The sequence below is a fragment of the Streptomyces sp. DG2A-72 genome, from assembly GCF_030499575.1.
Classification (GTDB): Bacteria; Actinomycetota; Actinomycetes; order Streptomycetales; family Streptomycetaceae; genus Streptomyces.
The window spans coordinates 8,295,636-8,311,810 of sequence record NZ_JASTLC010000001.1; the positions used below are offsets into that span (position 1 = coordinate 8,295,636).

Sequence of the window (16,175 nt, forward strand, 5' to 3'; positions counted from 1 at the left end):
GTCCGTCCTCCTAGTCGGGCCGCTGCAACACCGTCATGCTCCGGTCCACCAGCGTCAGCCGGTCCCCGGCCTGCACCTTCGTGCCCGTGCCCGGCGGGACGCCGTCCGCGCGGGCGGTGTCGACGACCACCTGCCACTGGCGGCCGTGGTTGACCGGCACCACGAAGTCCAGTGACTTGTGCGAGGCGTTGAACATCAGCAGGAACGAGTCGTCGCTGATGCGCTCGCCGCGCGAGCCGGGCTCCGAGATCGCGTTCCCGTTGAGGAACGCCGTCAGCGCCGACGCCTGCGCCGAGTCCCAGTCCCGCTGGGCCATCTCCTTGCCCTCGGGGGTGAACCAGGCGATGTCCGAGAGTTCGTCGTGGGTGCCCTCCACGGGCCGGCCGTGGAAGAAGCGGCGCCTGCGGAAGACCGGATGGTCCTTGCGCAGCCACACCATCGCGCGCGTGAAGTCCAGCAGCTCACTGCCGTTCTCGGGCCACGCCACCCAGGCCAGCTCGCTGTCCTGGCAGTAGGCGTTGTTGTTGCCGCGCTGGGTACGGGCGAACTCGTCCCCGTGGCTGATCATCGGCACACCCTGGGACAGCATCAGCGTCGCGATGAAGTTGCGCATCTGACGCTGCCGCAGCTCCAGCACCGCCGGATCGTCGGTCTCGCCCTCGGCCCCGCAGTTCCACGACCGGTTGTGGCTCTCGCCGTCCCGGTTGTCCTCGCCGTTGGCCTGGTTGTGCTTGTCGTTGTACGACACCAGGTCATGCAGCGTGAACCCGTCGTGGCAGGTCACGAAGTTGATGGAGGCGAGCGGACGCCGGCCGTCGTCCTGGTAGAGGTCCGAGGAGCCCGTGAGCCGGGAGGCGAACTCCGCCAGCGTGCGCGGCTCGCCCCGCCACACGTCCCGTACCGTGTCGCGGTACTTGCCGTTCCACTCGGTCCACAGCGGCGGGAAGTTGCCCACCTGGTAGCCGCCCTCGCCCACGTCCCACGGCTCGGCGATCAGCTTCACCTGCGAGACCACCGGGTCCTGCTGGACCAGGTCGAAGAACGACGACAGCCGGTCCACCTCGTGGAACTGACGGGCCAGCGTCGCCGCGAGGTCGAAGCGGAAGCCGTCGACATGCATCTCGGTGACCCAGTAGCGCAGCGAGTCCATGATCAGCTGAAGGACGTGCGGGGACCGCATCAGCAGGGAGTTCCCGGTGCCCGTGGTGTCCATGTAGTAGCGCGGGTCGTTCGCCAGCCGGTAGTACTGCGGGTTGTCCAGGCCCCGGAAGGACAGCGTCGGGCCCAGATGGTTGCCCTCGGCCGTGTGGTTGTAGACCACGTCCAGGATGACCTCGATACCGGCCTCGTGCAGCGCCCGCACCGCCGACTTGAACTCCAGGACCTGCTGGCCGCGGTCGCCCCAGGAGGCGTACGCGTTGTGCGGGGCGAAGAAACCGATCGTGTTGTAGCCCCAGTAGTTGTTCAGGCCCATGTCCACCAGACGGTGGTCGTTCACGAACTGGTGGACCGGCATCAGCTCCAGCGCGGTGACGCCCAGCTCGGTGAGATGCTCGATCACCGCCGGATGCGCCAGGGCCGCGTACGTGCCGCGCAGCTCCTCCGGCAGCGCCGGGTGCCGCATCGTGAGGCCCTTGACATGCGCCTCGTAGATGACGGTGTGGTGGTACTCGGTGCGCGGGCGCCGGTCGTCGCCCCAGTCGAAGTACGGGTTGACCACGACCGACGTCATCGTGTGCGGGGCGGAGTCGAGGTCGTTGCGCTCGTCGGGCGCGCCGAAGTGATAGCCGTACACCTCCTCGCCCCACTCGATCGAACCGCTGATCGCGCGCGCGTACGGGTCGAGGAGCAGCTTCGCGGAGTTGCAGCGCAGGCCGCGCTCGGGGGCGTACGGGCCGTGCGCCCGGAAGCCGTACCGCTGGCCCGGCATGACGCCGGGCAGGTACGCGTGCCGCACGAACGCGTCGCTCTCCCGCAGTTCCACCGCCGTCTCCGAGCCGTCGTCGTGCAGCAGACACAGCTCTACTCGGTCCGCGGCCTCCGTGAAGACCGCGAAGTTGGTCCCGGCGCCGTCGTACGTGGCACCGAGTGGATACGCCTCTCCAGGCCAGACCTGCATGGATACGACTCTTTCAGGTGTGCCTCGCCGCTGGGGGCGCCTTGGCCCCGAGTCTCCCCGAAAGTGAGGGAACCTCCTATGACTTACGTCCCTCTTACCTCTCGACCAGTGCATACACGGTATGCCGAACCAATGGGGCAACGAGTACTCCCAGGGTTGTTGGGGGAGTAGGGGGCAACAACGTGCGCAATGCAGTGCACCGTCATCTCGGCAAGGTGGTGGCCGGGGCCGCCATCGCGGTGGCCTCGACCGCCGTGATGGTCGCCGTCACCCTGCCGGGGTCGGCGGGGGCCGACGAAACGGATGGCCGGCAGGCGGCCGGCGGGGCCGGTCAGCAGGCGGTACCGGGGCAGGGCGAGGCCGTCGCTCCCGGTGTCGTCGAGGAGGCCCCGGCCGAGGGCGAGAAGGGCAAGGGCAATGACCCGCTGACCGACGACGAGATGAAGCGGGCCGAACAGCTCGCGGTCAACCGGCAGTTGTTCAACGCCAGCAAGGACGTCGAGGGCGAGCGCGGCCCGCAGCGCGTGAGCATCGACCTGGCCGAGCCGGAGGCCGACTCCGGCGCCGGCGCGGACGGGTCCCGGCGCGCCGACGTGACGTTCTACGACTACCGGAACGACGCCCTCGTCACCAAGACCGTCGACCTCGACACCGGCAAGGTCGTGGAGACCACCAGTCGGCAGGGCGTCCAGCCGCCGCCCAGCCGGGCCGAGAGCATCGAGGCGGCGAGCCTGTTGATCGCCGACCCGCTGGGCGCGGACCTCAAGGCGGACTACAAGGACGCGACCGGCAAGGAACTCACCTCACCGGACCAGCTGCGGCTGAGCGGAGGCATCTACCGGGCCACGCCGGGCGCGCAGCCCGCCGTACTGGACAAGTGCGGCGAGCACCGCTGCGTACGGCTGTTCACGAAGGTCAAGAACGGGTCGTGGATCGACACCATGTCCCTGGTGATCGACCTGAGTGCCCGCAAGGTCGCCGACCTCGACGGCTGAGCCGAACTCCGTCCACTTTTCCAACCCGCACCTCCTGCAGGGAGTCACTTCTTCATGCGCGTGCACAACAGAATCAGCCGTGCCCACCGCCGGACGGCCCTCGGTGTCGCCGTGGCCGCGCTGGCCGCCGGTCTGACGACCGGCGCCGGACCGGCCGCCGCCCAGCCGAAGACCGCCGCCGCGGCCGCCGCCGACTGCAGCGCCGCCTACCGCATCGAGCAGAAGCTCGCCGGCGGCACCACCTGGCGGATGTGCTGGCACTACGACAGCAAGGCCGGTCTCGTCCTGGACGACGTCTCCTACCAGCCCAAGGGCGAGGCCGAGCCGATCAAGGTCCTCGCCAGCGGCCGGCTCGGCCAGATCCACGTCCCGTACGACGACGGAGGCGCGGAGTACGACGACCTGACGGGCCAGGACTTCGCCAAGGACCTGATGCCCCTGGCGCCCGGCGAATGCCCCGGCGGCACCATCAAGACCGTCAAGGTCCCGGACCCGCACGAGGGCGAGAACCCGAACGTCAAGGGGCTGTGCACCACCACGCGGGCCCGCGGCCACGCCTACCGGATGCAGGGCGACACCGCGAACAAGGTCTACCAGGCCCAGGGCAAGGACCTTCTCGTCTACACGGTCAACCAGGTCGGCTGGTACGAGTACATGACCGAATGGCGCTTCCAGGACGACGGCACGATCAACATGAACGTCGGCGCGACCGGCAGCCTCTCCCCGGTCGACTACGACGCGGGCGACGGACGCGGCTGGCCCATCGGCAAGGGTCCCAAGGCCAAGGCCACCAGCCACAGCCACAACGCCTTCTGGCGGCTCGACTTCGCCCTCGACGGCTCCACCAAGAACCGCGTCGAGCAGTACGACTCGACCGTCTCCCCGCCCCGCGGCCAGCAGATGGCCCCGACGACCAAGACCACCCGCACCAAGGTCACCAAGGAACTCGCGGGCGACGCCAAGGGCTATCGCTGGTGGCGGATGGTCAGCGCGACCGGCAAGAACAAGGACGGCCACGCGCGCTCGTACGAGTTCGTCCCCGGCCCCAGCACCAAGTACCCGGGCCGCAGTTTCACCAAGCACGACATCTACTTCACCCAGTACAAGAAGTGCGAGCTCTTCGCCAGCAACAACCCGGGCTGTGCCGGCGCCCACCCCAAGTCCGTCGACAAGTGGGTCGGCGGACAGACCCTCACCCACCCCGTGGCCTGGGTCAACGTGGGCTTCCACCACATAGCCCGGGACGAGGACCAGCAGCCCATGCCGGTCCACTGGCAGGGATTCTCCATCGCCCCGCGCGATGTCACCGCCATGAATCCGCTCACTCCGGCTGAGCTCGCCGATCAGAACGGCAATCCCATGGACGGTAGTTGAGAAACGGTCCGCGCATCCGGCTGCACCGCGGACCGCTACCGGAGTACCCTTCCTTGATCGTTGACACGGGGAGTGCTCGGGGGAGCGGAAGGCGGTGCGCGGGTGGGCTCGGGAGGGCTGGAGCTGCCCCCTGGTGACGAGGGTCACGAGGGGAACTCCGCAGACGTCCCGCCCGGCACGGTGTCCTTGGCCCGTCCGATGGACACGGGCTCCATTGGACCGGAGCTGGACTGGGACGCCGACGCCTGGCGCGAGGTACGTACGCGCGCCCAGCGAGCCGGCCGGGCCTACATCTGGCTGAACCTCGTCGAACAGCGGCTGCGCGCGGTCGTGGCCGCTGTTCTGCGTCCCATCTACGAACCCGTCCACGGCGACGAGTGGGTGGTCGCCGCGGCCGGACCCGCCGGGCAGGAGTGGGTTCAGCGCGCGGTCGCGGTACGCGAAGTCAGCCGCCGCAAGGGCTACTTGCTCGATCCGGCCGACGACAACGTGCTCAGCTTCCTCACGCTGCCGCAGCTGCGTGAGCTGATGGTGCAGCACTGGCCGTGCTTCGAGCCCTACTTCGACGAGCGCCGGGACGTCGAGCTCGCCCTGGACGAACTGGAAGTCACCCGGAACGTCGTCTCCCGCAACCGGGCCCTGTCCGAAGCGGTCCTCAATCAGGCCGAGCGGGCCTCCGCGCGCCTCCTGGACATACTCGGCACGGGCGGCGACGTACCGTCCGCGCGCCGACTGCCCGTCGACGCGGTCGAGGACCTCGTCGGCGACCGGTACGCGGACGTGGTCGCCGTGCACCCCGACCGGGTGCGGCTGCTGCGGCAGTTCCCCGCCGAGGACATCTTCGGCGGTGCCCGCCGGCTCGACGCGGTCGGTATCGGCCTCAACCTGCTCGTGCAGAACTTCTCCGGGCGACGGCTGGTCCGGCTGGCCGAGTCGGGCTGCCGGGTACGGCTGCTGTTCCTCAACCCGGCCTCCAGCGCGGTCAAGCGCCGCGAGCGCGAACTGGCCATCAAGCGCGGGGAGTTGAGCCGCGCGGTGGAGATGAACATCCTGCACATGCGGCGGGTGCGGTCCAGGCTGCGCGACCCGGGCGCCTTCGAGATCCAGGTCTACGACGAGACGCCGCGCTTCACCGCCTACCTCGTCGACGGCGACGGCTCGGACGGGATCGCCGTCGTGCAGTCCTATCTGCGGCGGGCGCGGGGCATGGAGGCGCCGGTGCTCGTGCTGCGCAACGGCAGCAAGGTGGTCAAGCCGGGCGAAGTCGACGAGAGCGGGCTGTTTCCGACGTACCGCGAGGAGTTCGAGCAGGCTTGGGCGGATTCGCGGCCGGTGTCCTGACAAGTCCCCTGCCGGGTAAGCGGAATGCGGCCCTCTGATTGTCAGTGGCTCATGGGAAGGTGGAGACCACTGGGGGAACGCACCACCGAGAAGGGGGGCCAGGCATGGGCTGGCACCGAGAGCTGCTGATCGGCTTCGACCTGGAGACGACGGGCACGGACCCGCGCAAGGCGCGGATCGTCACGGGGGCCGTGATCGAGGTCAGGGCCGGGCGGCCCATAGGGCGCCGGGAGTGGCTGGCTGATCCCGGGGTGGAGATCCCGGCGGACGCGGTGGCGGTACACGGCATCAGCAATGAGCGCGCCACCGCCGAGGGCCACCCGGCCGACCGGGTCGCCGACGCCATCGCCGACGTCCTGGCGACGTACTGGAAGACGGGCGTCCCGGTCGTCGCCTACAACGCGGCCTTCGACCTGACCCTGCTGGCGGCCGAGCTACGGCGTCATGGCCTTCCGTCGCTGCGTGACCGCCTGGGCGGCGTCGACCCCGCCCCGGTCATCGACCCGTACACCATCGACCGGTCCGTCGACCGCTACCGCCGCGGCAAGCGCAACCTCGAAGCGGTCTGCGCCGAATACGGCGTCGCCCTCGACTCCGCCCACGACGCCACATCCGACGCCCTCGCCGCAGCCGAACTGGCCTGCGCCATAGCCACCCGCCACCCCAAGATCGCCTCCCTCGGCCCGGCCGAACTCCATCGCCGCCAGATCGAGTGGTACGCCGAAAGAGCCGCCGACTTCCAGAACTTCCTGCGCCGCAAGGGCGAGGCGAACGCGGTGATCGACGGGACATGGCCGCTACGGGAACCGGTGGACGAGCCGGTCTGACGACAAGCTGCGGATGACGGGGCCGCCGAGCGGCTGACGGCGGGTGCGCGAGCGGCCGGCGGTCTGTCTGTCCGCCCAAGCCGCGGGCAGTCGTGCCGCCTGGGGCGGCACGGGTGGGCGCGGGCGGCACCCCGTAGCGCCGGGCTGCGCGACGCCCTGCCCCGGCACCAGCACCGGGTACACAGGTCAGCACCGGTCACTGCAACGCCCCCTCAGAACGAAAACCACCGCACCGTCTCATCCCCGTCCCGCAAAGACCCCACCCGTCGCTGAAACTCGACCATCGCATCAGGATTGCTCGGCGCATGCTGCGCGACCCACGCACAACTGGCGGTCTCCCGGGCACCGCGCAGCACCGAGCACCCGTCCCACTCACACACATCCCAGCCATACGCGTCGGTGAAGGAGTCGTACGCCGCGGCAGGGAGCCCGTAACGGTCGCGGGAGAGGGCCATGACCACCAGGTCGTGCTCACGCAGGTCGGCGGAGAACGTTTCCAGATCGACCAGCACCGGCCCGTCCGGCCCGACATGCACATTGCGGGGCAGCGCGTCGCCATGGATCGGCCCGGGCGGCAGATGCGGGGTCAGCGCGGCGGCGGCCGTCGCGAAGCCGTCCCGGCGCTCACGCAGATAGTCCGCGTCGGCCGGAGAAATCGCGTCGCCCGCAAGCCGCAGCCAGCGTTCCACACCGCCCAGCAGATCGCGGGGCGGCAGTTCGAAGGAGGGGGAGGGCAGTGCGTGGACGACCCGTAGCAGTTCGGCCAAATCCCGTGGCTCCGCGGGCCGTACGGGATCGGGCATCCGATGCCACACAGTCACCGGATGCCCCTCGACCAGGAGTGCCTTCGGCTCGGCGGCACGTACCGCCGGCACAGCCGCGGCCTCCAGCCAGAGCGCGATGTCCAGTTCCCGCCGGGCCCGGTCCAGGAGTTCGGCGTCGCGGCCCACCTTGACGACCAGGTCACCGGCGGCGAACACGGCGTTCTCACCCAGGGCGAGCAACCACGCATCCCGTGCCGGTCCCGGCAGCACCCCTGCCGCGGCCAGTACGTGCCGCGCCCGTGCCTCGTCCATCGTCCGCCTCCGAGTGATCCCTGTGCGTCTGCGTACGGCGTCACCTTCCCGCCATCCGCCGGTCAGTGTCGCATTCGCACAGGTCGCGCCGGGCGCGCGGTGTCTTGACGACACCGACCGCCTTCACGACCATGACGGAGCCCGTCCGAGCCGCGCAAAGGGGCTGATTCTGTGACATTGGTGACCGAGGTGCGAGGGGAGGGCGCGGCGAAACGCGCGCCGAGCACCGGCCGGAAACGCCCTGCCGCCGACCATGGCGCCTGGTTCCTGGTGTTACCCGCCTTGATCCCGATCCTCCTGCTGAGCGTCGGACCGCTGCTGTACGGGATCCTGCTGGCGTTCACCGACGCCCAGTCGGGCCGCACCGAGCCCACGGAGTGGATCGGCACGCTCAACTTCCGGGATCTGCTGCACGACACGCTGTTCTGGGAGTCGTTCCGGATCGGTCTTGTCTGGGCCGTCGGCGTGACCGTGCCGCAGTTCCTGCTCGCCCTCGGTCTCGCCCTGCTGCTCAACCAGGAGCTGCGCCTGAGATGGCTGGCCCGCGCGCTGGCGATCATCCCGTGGGCGATGCCCGAGGTGGTCGTCGGTGTCATGTGGCGGCTCGTCTACAACCCGGACGCGGGCATCCTCAACGAGACCCTGCGCGACCTGGGTCTCGGCGACGGCCGGGACTGGCTCAGCGGCCTGGCGACCGCCCTGCCCGCGGTGATCGTCGTCGGCGTCTGGGCGGGCATGCCGCAGACGACGGTCGCCCTGCTCGCCGGGCTGCAGAACACCCCGCGCGAACTCCACGAGGCGGCCACGATGGACGGCGCGGGCCCCTGGCGCCGGTTCCGTACGGTCACCTGGCCCGCCCTCAGACCGGTCGCGCTGGCGATCACCGCGCTCAACTTCATCTGGAACTTCAATGCGTTCGCGCTGGTCTATGTGCTGACCAGCGGCGGACCCGGCGGCCGCACCCGCCTGCCCATGCTGTTCGCCTACGAAGAGGCCTTCCGCTACGGGCAGTTCGGCTATGCGGCGGCGATGGGATGCGTGATGGTCGCGGTGATCTCGGTGCTCCTCGCCGTCTTCCTCGCCGGCCGTCTGAGGGGAGGACAGGACACATGAGGACCAGCCAGGCGGCCCGCGCGGGCCAGTACGTGGCGCTGCTCGCGTATCTCGTCTTCCTCGCCTTCCCCTTCCTCTGGCTGATCTCCACAGCGTTCAAACCGCCACGCGAGCTGGGCAGTCTGCACCCCACCTGGATCCCGGAGAACCCCACCCTGGCCAACTTCCGCCAGGCCTTCGACGAACAGCCGCTGCTGCACGCCGCGTTCAACTCCCTCGTCGCAGCGCTCGGGGCCGCGGTGATCGCCGTACTGATCGCGACACCGATGGCGTACGTCATGGCCCGGCACCGCACCCGGCTCGCGAGGGCCGCGACCGGCTGGGTGGTGGTCAGTCAGGCGTTTCCGCTGGTGCTGGTGATCATCCCGCTGTTCCTGGTGCTCAAGAATCTGCGGCTGATCAACTCCGTGCCCGGACTGGTCCTGGTGTACGTGGTGTGGGCGCTGCCGTTCGCGCTGTGGATGCTCGTGGGGTACGTACGCGCGGTGCCCGCCGAGTTGGAGGAGGCGGCGGCCGTCGACGGCGCCGGGCGGCTGCGCACCCTCGTCTCGGTGATCGCGCCGTTGCTCGCGCCGGGGATCGTGGCGACGGCGCTGTTCGCGTTCATCACCGCGTGGAACGAGTTCTTCTTCGCGCTGGTGCTGCTCAAGACACCGGAGAAACAGACGCTGCCGGTCGTGCTCACCCACTTCATCGGCGCGGAGGGCGTCGCCGACCTCGGCCCGCTCGCCGCCGCCGCGTTCCTCGCCACCCTGCCTTCGCTGGTCGTCTTCGCGATCATCCAGCGACGGATCACGGGCGGCATGCTCGCCGGGGCGGTGAAGAGCTGATGCGCACCCCCTGGAGCGGTCTGCGGCCCCGATGGATCCCGGCCCTGGCGCTGGCCCTCACCCTGCTGCTCGCCGGCTGCACCAACGACGACGTGGCCGAGGACGGCCGTATCACTCTGCGCTTCCAGTCCCTCGCCTGGCAGGAGGAGTCCGTCGCCGCCAACAAGGAGCTGGTGGCGCAGTGGAACGCGTCCCATCCCGAGGTCAAGGTCGAGTATGTGCAGGGGAGTTGGGACAGCGTCCACGACCAGCTGCTGACCTCCTTCGAGGGCGGTGAGGCGCCGGACATCATCCACGACGCCTCGGACGACCTCGCGGACTTCGCGTACGGCGGCTATCTGGCCGACCTCACCGACCTGCTGCCGCAGCGGCTGAAGTCCGACATCCCGCAGCGCAGTTGGCGCACGACGACCTTCGGGGACGGGATCTACGGCGTGCCGTTCCTCCAGGAGCCCCGCGTGCTCATCGCCAACGCCACCTGGCTGAAGGAGTCCGGGGTGCGGATCCCCACGCCCGAAAACCCCTGGAGCTGGGCCGAGTTCTGGAAGGTCACCGAGGAGCTGAGCGGCGACGGGAAGTACGGCGTGGCCTGGCCGCTCAAGGAGCCCGTCTCCGCCACGCTCAACCTGTCCCTGTCCACCGGAGGACAGCTGTTCCACCGGAACCAGGACGGCAAGGTCACCATCCGCTTCGGGGCGGCCGACCAGGTGGTGCCCGACACCATTCATGACCAGGTCAACACCGACCGCAGCGCCTCGCCCACGACCCTCGGCAGCGGCGGCTCGGACACCCTGCCGGGATTCTTCGGCGGGAAGTACGCGATGGTCCCGCTCGGCTTCTCGTACCGCCAGCAGATCGTGCAGCAGGCTCCCAAGGGCTTCGACTGGCAGGTGCTGCCCGCCCCCGCCGGGGCCGACGGGCTCGCCCAGGGAGTCAGCCCGCAGACGCTGTCGGTCGCGGAGGACAGCCCGCACAAGAAGGAGGCCGCCGAGTTCATCGACTTCCTGCTCCGGCCGGAGAACATGGTCCGGCTGGCGCTGGGCGACTGGATGCTCCCCACCGGCACACAGGCACTGAAGCACCCCGCCCTGCACACGGCCGAGCACGACTGGGCCACCGGCACCGCCCTCGCCGCCCAGCTGCGCTCGGCACCCGCGCAGTCCGTCCGCGGCTATCCCGAGTGGAAGGACAAGGTGGCCACCCCGGCGTTCCAGGAGTACTACAGCGGGGCGGTCGACCTCGACGACCTGCGCAGACGCCTGGAGGAAGACGGCAATCTGGTGCTGGCGCGCTACCAACGCTGACAGCCCGCCCATTCCGGTTGCACGAGACGTCTCGTCTCGCGTACTGTCTCTCGCATGACCACACCCGCCCACATCGCCATGTTCTCCATCGCCGCCCACGGCCACGTGAACCCGAGCCTCGAAGTGATCCGCGAGCTCGTCGCGCGCGGGCACCGGGTGACGTACGCGATCCCTCCGGTGTTCGCGGAGAAGGTCGCCGAGACCGGCGCCGAGCCCAAGCTGTGGAACTCGACGCTGCCCTCGCCCGACGACGATCCGGAGAAGTGGGGGAGCACCCTGCTGGACCATGTCGAGCCGTTCCTCGACGACGCGATCCAGGCGCTGCCCCAGCTGATCGCCGCGTACGAGGGCGACGAGCCGGACCTCGTGCTCCAGGACATCACCGCCTACCCGGCCCGCGTCCTGGCCCGCCGTTGGGGCGTGCCCGCGATCTCGCTCTCCCCGAACCTCGTCGCCTGGGAGGGCTATGAGCAGGAGGTCGCCGAGCCCATGTGGGAGGAGCCGAAGAAGACCGAGCGCGGGCGTGCCTACTACGCCAAGTTCCACAACTGGCTGCAGGAGAACGGGATCACCGAGCACCCCGACCCCTTCGTCGGCCGCCCCGCCCGCTCCCTGGTCCTCATCCCGAAGGCCCTCCAGCCCAACGCCGACCGGGTCGACGAGAACGTGTACACATTCGTCGGCGCCTGCCAGGGCGACCGCTCTCACGAGGGCGACTGGCAGCGGCCGGCCGGCGCCGAGAAGGTGGTCCTGGTGTCGCTGGGGTCCTCCTTCACCAAGCATCCCGGTTTCTATCGCGAGTGCGTCAAGGCGTTCGGCGAGCTGCCTGGCTGGAACCTGGTGCTGCAGATCGGCAGGCACGTGGACCCCGCCGAGCTGGGCACCGTACCGGACAACGTCGAAGTACGGTCCTGGATCCCGCAGTTGGCGGTCCTCAAGCAGGCCGACCTGTTCGTCACCCACGCCGGGGCGGGCGGCAGCCAGGAGGGAATGGCGACCGCCACGCCGATGATCGCCGTACCGCAGATGGTGGACCAGTTCGGCAACGCGGACATGCTCCAGGCGCTCGGTGTGGCCCGTCACCTTCCCATGGAGGAGGCGACCGCCGAAGCGCTGCGCACCGCAGCCCTCGCGCTCGTCGACGACCCCGAAGTCGCCCGGCGGCTGCGGGGCGTGCTGGCCGAGATGGCCCAGGAGGGCGGCACGCGGCGGGCGGCGGACCTCATCGAGGCGGAGCTGCCCCGGAAGAAGTGAGCAGGAGAGGGCCCGTTGGCTCCCCTGTAGCCAACGGGCCCTCCGCTCGGGGTGAGGTCAGACCCTCACCGGCTCACCCTCGTCGTCCCGCGACGGCGTTCCCCGCGTCACGGCCTCGGGCGCCTCGTCGTGCGTGAGGTCCGGCATCCGGTTCAGCCACTTCGGCAGATACCAGTTGCGCTCGCCCAGCAGCGCCATCACCGCCGGGAGCAGCACGCCCCGGATGATCGTCGCGTCGATGAGCACCGCGGCCGCGAGGCCCACGCCCATCTGCTTCATGGACTGCATCGACAGCGTCCCGAAGATCGCGAACACGGCGACCATGATGACCGCGGCGCTGGTGACGACACCGGCCGTGGTGACCACACCGTGCGTGATCGCGTCCTTCGTCGTCCGGCCGCGCAGTCGCGCCTCGCGGATTCGCGAGACCACGAACACGTGGTAGTCCATCGACAGGCCGAAAAGGATCACGAAGAGGAACAGCGGCAGCCAGGTGATGATGGCGCCGACGCCCTCCGCGCCCACCAGGGACGCGCCCCAGCCGTGCTGGAAGACGGCGACGAGGATGCCGTACGCCGCACCCACCGACAGCAGGTTCAGCACGATCGAGGTGATCGCGATGGTCAGCGAGCGGAAGCACAGCAGCATCAGCAGGAAGGCGAAGACCACGACGAACGCGAAGACCGGGACGACCGCTCCGGCCAGCTGGTCGTTGAAGTCCTTCGAGCCGGCGACCTGTCCGGTGATCGGCGCCTCGACGCCGTCGACCTTCCCGAGCGTGGCCGGCCGTACCTCGTCGCGCAGCTTGTCCAGGCTCGCGCCCGCCTTGTCCAGGTCGGAGCCGCCGACCAGCGGGACGTAGACGAAGGCGACGTTCTGCGCGTCGTGCAGCTTGATGTCCACCGGGCCGCGCGAGGCACCCGAACTGATCGCCTGCTCACGGAAGTCCGTGAGCGCGGCCTGCACCTGGGGAGCGTTGATGTCGTCGGCCTTGACGACCACCTCGGCCGGCTCGGAGCCGCCGGGGAAGGCGTCGTTGACGCGGTTGTACGTCTGCACGATCGGCAGCGAGTCGCCGAACTCCTGGTCCAGTGTGAGGTTCTGCGTCTTCATGCCCACCGCCGGAGCCGCGATCGCCAGCAGTACACCGGCCGCCACGACGACGGAGGCGAGGGGCTTCGCGAGCACGCCCTTGAGGACGGCGGTCCAGAACCGGCTCTCCGAGCCGCCACCCTTGCGCTGACGGCGGCGCAGGAACGGAATCCGCCCCTTCTCCACCCGCGAGCCGAGCAGTGACAGCAGCGCGGGCAGGACGGTCACGGAGCCGACCATGGCGACGGCCACGACCATCAGCGAGGCCAGGCCCATCGCCTCGAACTCGGCGAGCCCGGTGAACAGCATGCCCGCCATCGCCACGCACACCGTGACACCCGAGACGATGATCGCGCGCCCACTGGTGGCGGCGGCCACCCGCAGCGCGGTCTGCGCGTCCCGGCCGGCCTCCCGCTCCTCGCGCTCGCGGCGCAGATAGAACAGGCAGTAGTCGACGCCCACGGCCAGACCGACCAGCAGCATCACGGAGTTGGCGGTCTCACTCATCGGCATCACATGGCTGACGATGCCCATCAGGCCCATCGTCGCCATGATCGCGGTGATCGCCAGCAGTACCGGCAGCAGCGCCGCGACCAGCGCGCCGAAGGCGATCAGCAGAATGCCGAGGGCCACCGGCACCGCCGAGAACTCGGCCTTCTTGAAGTCGTCCCCGAACGCGTCGTCGAACGTCTTCATCATGCTGGCGGAGCCGATCTCCTCGATCCGCAGCGCCCCATGGTCCTTCTGAACGTCCTCGACGGCCTTCAGGACCGGCTCGACCCGCTCGCCCGCGGTCTCCGCGTCCCCGCGCATGTCGAACTGCACGAGCGCGCTGCGGCCGTCCTTCGAGATCGTGTCGGTCTCGTACGGCGACGTCACGTCCGTGACCTCACCGGTTCCCTCGACCGCCTTGACCACGGACTCGACCGCGGCCCGGAAGTCGGCGTCCGTGGCCTTGACGCCGCCGTCCTTCGACTGGATCAGGACGGTCTCACCGGCCGGCTCGTCGATCCCGGCGTCCTCGATGATCGTGGCGGCGGTGTGTGTCTCGCCCTTGAGCTGGTCGCTGTCCTTGACGTCGACCCGGCCCGCGGCCGACCCGAGCCCCATCGCCAGGACGACGAACAGCACCCAGATACCGACGGCAGCCCATCGGTGCCGGGCGCTCCAGCCGCCTGCCCGGGCGGCGATGCCCCGCACCCGTATATCTCCGTTCCCCATGACGGGCTTGCCCCCTCGTCAGCGGTGCCGGCCCCCTGCCGTCACCTTTCGTTTCGAAGGTATGGGCCGGATAAAGCCATCTCGTCGTGCTGCCCGGTGAGGTGTCCTGGCTGCGACTCATCCCCTTGGACCCCGAGGTCTCACCACTGGGGAGGACCGTGGTCCCTTACATCTACCCGGAGTTCTCGGGGGCGGGGACCAGGGTGCCCGGGACGCCGGCAGAGCGTCCCACTTGTCCTTACAAGCGCATTACTCAAGGTTGTTGAATAAGTCACAGGTGCCTGGAGTCGTTGATCCGCACGCCGTCGATCGGCCAGAGTTTCCCGGAGTCCGCCCCTGCGGACGCGGCCGTCGTGCCCACCCCCACGGGGCACGACGGCCGCATAAGCTGGGCGGATGACGACGTATGCGGCGCTGCTGCGCGGAATCAACGTGGGGGGCAGCAGGAAGGTCGCGATGGCCGAGCTGCGCACGCTCATGGAGGGCCTCGGCTACGACGGCGTACGCACCTATCTCCAGAGCGGCCAGGCCGTGTTCTCCAGCGGCCACGGCGACGCGGAATCCCTCGCCGCGGAGCTGACGCGGGCGATCGAGAAGCACTTCGGCTTCGGCGTCGACGTGATCGTGCGCGACCACGCCTATCTGAAGGCGGTCGCCGAGGCCTGTCCGTTCCCGGCCGCCGACCTCGAGGCCAAACAGCTGCACGTCACCTACTTCTCCGCGCCAGTCGACCCCGACCGCTTCGCCGAGATCGACCAGGCCGCCTATCTCCCCGAGGAGTTCCGGCTCGGCGACCGCGCGCTGTACCTGTACGTGCCGAACGGCCTCGGGCGCTCCAAGCTCGCCGAAATTCTGTCGCGCCCCCGGTTCAACAAGGGTTTGATCGCCACCAGCCGCAACTGGAACACCGTCGTCAAACTCGTGGAAATGACTCGTGGAAATGACCAGTGACTGAGAACGATTCCGTCGTGAACGTGGCCATCGAGGGCGAGTTGAGGCTGCTTGACCCGGAAGTCCGCCGCTCGCCCGAACTGCTCGGGGCACTGCTGCACCCCGACTTCCACGAGTTCGGCGCTTCCGGCCGGGTCTGGGACCGGGCCTCGGTCATCGCCTCGCCGGCCGCGACGACCGAGCCCGGCGCCCGGCCGATCGGCACCTCTCGTATGAAGGGCGTCCAGCTCGCGCCCGACCTCGTCCACCTCACCTTCGACACGGACAACAACGGCCGCCGCGCACACCGCAGTTCCCTGTGGCGGCTCACCCACAGGGGCTGGCTGCTCTACTTCCACCAGGGGACACCGTTCAGCGCCGAGGAAGGCTGACGTTCCGCACGCCAGATCGCGGCGGACGTTGGCCCGTACGAACCACAGACCCGTATACCTCGGCGAGCCGCCAACTCCCGTCCGGAGCGGGATCGTTGGTCGAATCGCTCCCCATGCGGGCGGCGGAGTTGGCACGGTAGGACCATGACAAGCACAGACCGGGACCCTGCGGAAGCCACGAGCTCCATTGAAGCGACAGTCTCCCCCGACGCCACCGACTCCCCGTACACGGCGCACTCCCCCTACCCGGCGAACCTCCCTTACGCCCCGAACTCCTCCCACATGACGACCTCCCCTGACGCGACGA

12 protein-coding genes and 1 pseudogene are annotated in these 16,175 nt (G+C 69.5%); 10 read left to right on the top strand and 3 right to left on the bottom strand.

From position 1 onward, the window contains the following. Nucleotides 1-10: 10 nt before the first annotated feature. The gene (gene glgX / locus QQY66_RS39380) at nucleotides 11-2,119 is read right to left on the bottom strand and encodes a glycogen debranching protein GlgX (RefSeq protein ID WP_301985169.1); all 2,109 of its coding nucleotides are present in this window, start codon (nucleotides 2,117-2,119) and stop codon (nucleotides 11-13) included. Nucleotides 2,120-2,301: 182 nt separating this feature from the next. On the opposite strand from glgX, the gene QQY66_RS39385 reads away from it, so the two are divergent. The 4 genes from QQY66_RS39385 to QQY66_RS39400 all read left to right on the top strand — a co-directional run bounded on the left by QQY66_RS39385 (nucleotide 2,302) and on the right by QQY66_RS39400 (nucleotide 6,656). After that, nucleotides 2,302-3,114: a Tat pathway signal sequence domain protein gene (locus QQY66_RS39385; protein WP_301985170.1), complete on the top strand. Its 813-nt coding sequence runs from the start codon at nucleotides 2,302-2,304 to the stop codon at nucleotides 3,112-3,114. A gap of 54 nt (nucleotides 3,115-3,168) precedes the next feature. After that, a complete protein-coding gene (locus QQY66_RS39390) occupies nucleotides 3,169-4,488 on the top strand; it encodes a copper amine oxidase (RefSeq protein ID WP_301985171.1) in 1,320 nt (439 codons plus the stop codon). A 102-nt stretch (nucleotides 4,489-4,590) separates the two neighbouring features. Continuing rightward, a complete protein-coding gene (locus QQY66_RS39395) occupies nucleotides 4,591-5,829 on the top strand; it encodes an SAV2148 family HEPN domain-containing protein (protein WP_301987642.1) in 1,239 nt (412 codons plus the stop codon). Between the two features lie 104 nt (nucleotides 5,830-5,933). Then, a complete protein-coding gene (locus tag QQY66_RS39400) occupies nucleotides 5,934-6,656 on the top strand; it encodes a 3'-5' exonuclease (RefSeq protein ID WP_301985172.1) in 723 nt (240 codons plus the stop codon). A gap of 212 nt (nucleotides 6,657-6,868) precedes the next feature. Here the strand turns inward: QQY66_RS39400 and QQY66_RS39405 are convergent, their stop codons facing one another. Next, on the bottom strand, nucleotides 6,869-7,732 hold the full coding sequence (locus QQY66_RS39405) for an aminoglycoside phosphotransferase family protein (protein WP_301985173.1): 864 nt from the start codon (nucleotides 7,730-7,732) through the stop codon (nucleotides 6,869-6,871). Nucleotides 7,733-7,921: 189 nt separating this feature from the next. On the opposite strand from QQY66_RS39405, the gene QQY66_RS39410 reads away from it, so the two are divergent. The 4 genes and pseudogenes from QQY66_RS39410 to mgt all read left to right on the top strand — a co-directional run bounded on the left by QQY66_RS39410 (nucleotide 7,922) and on the right by mgt (nucleotide 12,233). Then, nucleotides 7,922-8,845 (top strand): carbohydrate ABC transporter permease, encoded by a 924-nt coding sequence (locus QQY66_RS39410; protein ID WP_301987643.1) that lies wholly within the window; start codon nucleotides 7,922-7,924, stop codon nucleotides 8,843-8,845. Next, entirely contained in the window at nucleotides 8,842-9,675 is an 834-nt protein-coding gene (locus tag QQY66_RS39415; protein WP_301985174.1) for a carbohydrate ABC transporter permease, read from the top strand. The genes QQY66_RS39410 and QQY66_RS39415 overlap by 4 nt, the downstream gene beginning before the upstream one ends. Beyond that, the gene (locus tag QQY66_RS39420; protein WP_301985175.1) at nucleotides 9,675-10,979 is read left to right on the top strand and encodes an ABC transporter substrate-binding protein; all 1,305 of its coding nucleotides are present in this window, start codon (nucleotides 9,675-9,677) and stop codon (nucleotides 10,977-10,979) included. The genes QQY66_RS39415 and QQY66_RS39420 overlap by 1 nt, the downstream gene beginning before the upstream one ends. A gap of 17 nt (nucleotides 10,980-10,996) precedes the next feature. Continuing rightward, nucleotides 10,997-12,233 (top strand): annotated as a pseudogene (gene mgt, locus QQY66_RS39425) (macrolide-inactivating glycosyltransferase). Between the two features lie 57 nt (nucleotides 12,234-12,290). Here mgt and QQY66_RS39430 read toward each other — a convergent pair. Beyond that, nucleotides 12,291-14,546, bottom strand: coding sequence for an MMPL family transporter (locus QQY66_RS39430; RefSeq protein WP_301985176.1), 2,256 nt, complete (start codon nucleotides 14,544-14,546; stop codon nucleotides 12,291-12,293). Nucleotides 14,547-14,942: 396 nt separating this feature from the next. On the opposite strand from QQY66_RS39430, the gene QQY66_RS39435 reads away from it, so the two are divergent. Together QQY66_RS39435 and QQY66_RS39440 are read left to right on the top strand one after the other, a co-directional pair. Then, nucleotides 14,943-15,497 carry a DUF1697 domain-containing protein gene (locus tag QQY66_RS39435; RefSeq protein ID WP_301985177.1) on the top strand — a complete coding sequence of 185 codons (555 nt, stop codon included), beginning with the start codon at nucleotides 14,943-14,945 and terminating at the stop codon, nucleotides 15,495-15,497. Beyond that, entirely contained in the window at nucleotides 15,494-15,868 is a 375-nt protein-coding gene (locus tag QQY66_RS39440; protein ID WP_301985178.1) for a DUF4440 domain-containing protein, read from the top strand. The genes QQY66_RS39435 and QQY66_RS39440 overlap by 4 nt, the downstream gene beginning before the upstream one ends. Nucleotides 15,869-16,175: the final 307 nt, after the last annotated feature.

Coding starts and splice junctions, on each gene's coding strand:
- glgX (WP_301985169.1), bottom strand. CDS start 2,119: ATGCAGGTCTGGCCTGGAGAGGCGTATCCACTCGGTGCCACGTACGAC.
- QQY66_RS39400 (WP_301985172.1), top strand. CDS start 5,934: ATGGGCTGGCACCGAGAGCTGCTGATCGGCTTCGACCTGGAGACGACG.
- QQY66_RS39435 (WP_301985177.1), top strand. CDS start 14,943: ATGACGACGTATGCGGCGCTGCTGCGCGGAATCAACGTGGGGGGCAGC.
- QQY66_RS39430 (WP_301985176.1), bottom strand. CDS start 14,546: ATGGGGAACGGAGATATACGGGTGCGGGGCATCGCCGCCCGGGCAGGC.
- QQY66_RS39390 (WP_301985171.1), top strand. CDS start 3,169: ATGCGCGTGCACAACAGAATCAGCCGTGCCCACCGCCGGACGGCCCTC.
- QQY66_RS39420 (WP_301985175.1), top strand. CDS start 9,675: ATGCGCACCCCCTGGAGCGGTCTGCGGCCCCGATGGATCCCGGCCCTG.
- QQY66_RS39415 (WP_301985174.1), top strand. CDS start 8,842: ATGAGGACCAGCCAGGCGGCCCGCGCGGGCCAGTACGTGGCGCTGCTC.
- QQY66_RS39405 (WP_301985173.1), bottom strand. CDS start 7,732: ATGGACGAGGCACGGGCGCGGCACGTACTGGCCGCGGCAGGGGTGCTG.